This is a genomic window from Kaarinaea lacus (assembly GCF_975902315.1).
On the sequence record NZ_CDLKIE010000310.1, the window covers coordinates 1 to 4,407 of the forward strand.

The following is a 4,407-nucleotide window of genomic DNA, read 5'->3' on the forward strand; positions in this document are numbered from 1 at the left end:
ATTGCAAAGTGGTGGCACTTTAGCCCCAGCAATCCCGAAGATAACAATTGTGTTGCCTGTGTTGTTGCTGTTGTCTGGATTGTTTCCGTGCTGGTTTTTACGCTGCTGTCGATGTTTTGGCTGTTGTGGTCCAAGAAATATGAAATGGGAACAACCTTTGTTTTCCTGTTGTGTATTCTATGTCTGGTTCTGGCCCTGGTTGATTATCATGCTGTTCAATTTGTCGTTGGTAAATTGTTCTATGGTGGTTCTTTGCGCTGGGAAGAGTCCCAGGCTTCCTACCTTATTGATACATTCATACCACACTCTATAGGCTTGCTGGTCATTAGCTCAATTCTGTATAGCATGATCCGTGTTGTTCTGTGCCGTGAATTGGTGGAGAAGCCACTCGTGTATACCTTTGGCGCAATAGTCATATTGGCGATCATTCCTCTGGTTTATATCGGTCTGTGGTTATACTGAGTATGCCAGCGCGACAGGTTCTATGGCTCGAAACTGGATCCTGCTTGGTAACCGGCACCAATAAATTAATCACCCAATAAACTACGATTCTCTCCATGCCATACTGGCGTCTGTCAGGGTTTTATTTTTTCTACTTCGCATCGCTCGGTGCGCTCGTACCTTACTGGGGTTTGTATCTAAAATCTTCCGGGTTTTCCGCCCACGATATTGGCATTTTTATGGCGATTATAATGGGCACCAAAATCGTATCACCAAATATCTGGGGCTGGATTGCCGACCATCTTGGTCATCGCATGCTGATTGTGCGAGCGGGATGTCTCCTGGCAGCAATTACCTTCGCCGGAGTTTTCCTTAGTAACAATTTCTGGTGGTTGCTACTGGTAATGATGGCTTTTAGTTTTTTCTGGAATGCCGCGCTACCGCAATTTGAAGCGACTACGTTTAACTACCTGGGAAATTATACTCACCGTTATAGCAGTATCCGGCTTTGGGGTTCTATTGGTTTCATTATTGCTGTTGCTGCAATAGGCTCAGTATTAGATATGCAGGGCGCAGGTATTTTGCCATTTGTGCTGGTTGTGCTGTTTGCGGGGATCTGGTTAACGAGTTTGCTGGTACCGGAGCAATCGGCACAACATTTACCGGTTGAGCATGGGCCTCTTTCTCAATTGTTGAAGCGTCCACAGGTATTGGCGTTGCTGGTAGTGTGTTTTTTAATGCAGATGAGCCATGGGCCATACTACACATTTTATACTATCTTCCTTGAAGAACACGCCTATTCCCGCTGGCTGATTGGCCAACTGTGGTCCCTGGGAGTGATTGCCGAGGTCGTCCTGTTCTTGCTGATGCATTACCTGGTGCCGCGATTTGGTTTGCGTAATTTATTGCTGGTGAGTTTGTTGTTAGCGGCCATGCGCTGGGTAATGATAGGTTATTTTGTGGATACCCTGTGGGTGCTGATAATCGCGCAAACTTTACATGCAGCCAGCTTTGGTATTTATCACGCCAGTGCAATAGAGTTGATTCATCGTTATTTTACCGGGCCCCATCAGGGTAAGGGGCAGGCCTTGTATAGCAGTTTGAGTTTTGGTGCGGGGGGAGCGATGGGGAGTCTGTACAGTGGTTTGATTTGGGATTCAATGGGTGCAGCCATTGCATTTGCTATTGCCAGCCTGGTGGCTTTGCTTGCATTCGTGATCAGCTGGATCTGGATTCACCCGGAACCAGCGAGGCAATCGGCCAGTTGAAGCAGCATCGTTAAATTCCGATCTCTCCTTTACTGGCTAATTGCAGTGCCTTGCTGGGATTGTCGATGAAGGTGTTACGTGTTCCCTGCAATTTCTCGATGATGTTGTTGCGGCGCTTTTCATCCTTGCTGGGTGGATCTTCAGTATGCCAGGCAATAAGCGTATTGATATTATGGTTATTGATGGGCAAGCCGTATTCCCAGTGCATGTAAAACAGGGCGCGAGCGATATTACCGCGCGCAATGGTCCTGGCTTCCACCGTTTCGTTTCGCACGTCCTGCTCAAAATCGCATTCAAAAAATTCTCTGAATTCGCCCGGAATGTCTCCAAAAACGTAGTTGCCTCGCGCGCGTTTGATCATTTTAAGTGCGGGATAGTAATTGTGTAGATCAGCCTCAATGCGATTGAAGCGTCGGCTTTCATTTCGACACTGTTCAACAGTACCGCAGCCAAGATAGTCCACTACCCAGTCAATGGGGTACACGTACTCAATGGTTAGATCTTCGTTTTTGCCGGAAAATCGTTCACCACAATAGAGCGTAAAATGGCTGTCAGGATAGAGTTCTTTCCAGAATACCTTCTCGGATTCCTCGGCGTTGGCAAGCAGGAACTGATCTGCATTACATGGGGTCAACACAGTAAAGGCAAACAGTATCCAGGTGGCTTTTTTCATAGAGATAGTCTTATTTTTACGGAATTAGCCATAGGTTTAAAATTATTCTGCAAGCGTAGTGACTGTTCTGCATTATATCAAGCTACTTTATTATAAGTACAAGTTGATTGAAACACGGATTTTGCCAGAGCATAACCGCGAAATTTATATGGCAACAGACTTGTTCTGGCCTTGTTTTCTGAATGGCTAAAGGTCTGACGCGGTAAATGATAATGAAACCTGGTTGCTGCGCAAGGGCCTGCCTATGTTAGACAAGGTACAACAAGGGCCTGCCTATGTTTAGACAAGGTACAAATAGTGCAACGGGAATTGATTCAGCATTTGCTGAAACGTATTGAGAGATCGGTCACAGCTTTTCCTGTTTTGGTTTTTTAATTCAATTAAAGGAGCAGGAGAGCAGGACGATAACTCGATATGTGGTCATTAACTAATCTTGCAAATTTATTGAGGGCTGTATCGTGAGCGAACGTCGTTTTGGAAAACCTATTGGATCGCATTTAGGAAAACCTATTTATGATTCTGTTGTTCAATCGGGCAAAAAATATATCTTTGATCGACTTGCAGAATGCGACAGGGATGGCTGTCCACTGGATCAGTTACAGAAGAATGAACTGCTTTTCACGCCGGGATTGATTTACAGGCAATCGTAATTTGAATGGAATGCATTAATTTCATTCCTTTTGCACAAACCTGGTAGAGCAGTAGTTTTAAATACGTCAGATATAAACGGCAGTCAGAATTTGTTCTGGCTGTCGTTTTTTTTTAATTTTAGAAAAATTGTAAAAGTTTAATATCGGGCGATCGTTGTGCCGCGTAGTTTGTTTGTTATATCAGCGTTTGCTAATAATCATGAAGAATAAAACTAATCGATATAAACAATTTACTGTAATAAAACCCATTCCTGATTTCCGCAGAGCATATAGTATGAATAATCGGTGCCCCATGGAAAAGGCGAGATAGGCAGCTGCAGGTGGTGCTTTCGGGTGCAAGAGTATAAAATAATACCCATAATACAAAATCATAATATTTTGATCGCGTTCTCGTTTGTTGATTGCGCAAGCTTTACAGTTTGTACTGGGAACTAGCCTGAATCAAAAAACATTTGTGCACTATTTGTTGTTTTATTCGTTGGTGCGGACGTCCAAAGGGAGAAAAGCATAGGAGTGGGTCGTTAAAGGAAGATGCTAACTGTGCTGAAATAGGGGGCTGACATATGCGTGTCGTCTGGATATCAATAGTAATTTTTCTTGCTATATTTGCGATTTCCTTTGGATTACACAATCCGGATTTGAAGCTGGAAATCCCAACAACTGCCGAATCAAAACCACAAATTGAAAATCCCTTCGTCGAAGATGAGCCCATAGAAAAGCAGGTAGAAGTGGCAGTGTTCTCAGGAAATCAACAACCTGAAGTGAATAAGCCGGAAAATCTACCATCCAGCGAAAATGAAATCCTGAATTCACAGGACGATGTTGCGGCCGTTGTTGCTCCTGCAAACACAATTGAAGCCAAAACAGATCAGATCAACAAGCAGAATAATCAAGCGGTATCTGAAAATCCTGAAAACGGGCAAACCGTCGCTGAACAATCCGAGTCAGCATCACCGAAAAGACAACTCGGCTTATTGGCGCGCTCGGCTGAGAAGCGCAGAAATAAAAATAAAATTGCGGTGATTGTTCATGAGGAAAATGATCAGCTATTAACGGCACAGGAAATTCGAGCCATGTATATGGATCGATTAACGCAATGGGAAGATGGCTCAAAGATAATGCTTTACAACTTGCCCTTAGGTGATAGTCACCGCGAAAAATTTTCCCAGCGCGTGCTGAACATGTCGGCGCTGCAGGCGGATGAAGCAGAATCACAACGTCGGGACAACAATGCGGCAATTAATCCGGTGCATGTAAAAGCAAAAAATATAGTGGTGTCTTATGTGGAACGTTATCCAAATGCTATCGCTTATGTACCGCTATCCATGATACGGGATAACTCCAGGGTAAAGATTGTAATGACGCTTGCAGAAGA

The 4,407-nt window shown here is 44.1% G+C and carries 5 protein-coding genes; 4 read left to right on the top strand and 1 reads right to left on the bottom strand.

What is annotated here, in order from left to right; genetic code table 11:
• Together ACWVCM_RS09895 and ACWVCM_RS09900 are read left to right on the top strand one after the other, a co-directional pair.
• Positions 1-462, top strand: a 462-nt coding sequence (locus ACWVCM_RS09895) for a hypothetical protein (protein ID WP_455201582.1), incomplete at its 5' end; no start/stop codon positions are given.
• A 95-nt stretch (positions 463-557) separates the two neighbouring features.
• The gene (locus tag ACWVCM_RS09900) at positions 558-1,709 is read left to right on the top strand and encodes an MFS transporter (RefSeq protein ID WP_455201583.1); all 1,152 of its coding nucleotides are present in this window, start codon (positions 558-560) and stop codon (positions 1,707-1,709) included.
• A 10-nt stretch (positions 1,710-1,719) separates the two neighbouring features.
• On the opposite strand, the gene ACWVCM_RS09905 is transcribed toward ACWVCM_RS09900, so the two are convergent.
• Positions 1,720-2,382: an endonuclease gene (locus ACWVCM_RS09905; protein ID WP_455201584.1), complete on the bottom strand. Its 663-nt coding sequence runs from the start codon at positions 2,380-2,382 to the stop codon at positions 1,720-1,722.
• A gap of 458 nt (positions 2,383-2,840) precedes the next feature.
• On the opposite strand from ACWVCM_RS09905, the gene ACWVCM_RS09910 reads away from it, so the two are divergent.
• Together ACWVCM_RS09910 and ACWVCM_RS09915 are read left to right on the top strand one after the other, a co-directional pair.
• Positions 2,841-3,032 carry a hypothetical protein gene (locus ACWVCM_RS09910; protein WP_455201585.1) on the top strand — a complete coding sequence of 64 codons (192 nt, stop codon included), beginning with the start codon at positions 2,841-2,843 and terminating at the stop codon, positions 3,030-3,032.
• A gap of 563 nt (positions 3,033-3,595) precedes the next feature.
• The coding region (locus ACWVCM_RS09915; protein ID WP_455201586.1) for a hypothetical protein at positions 3,596-4,407 on the top strand (812 nt) is incomplete at its 3' end.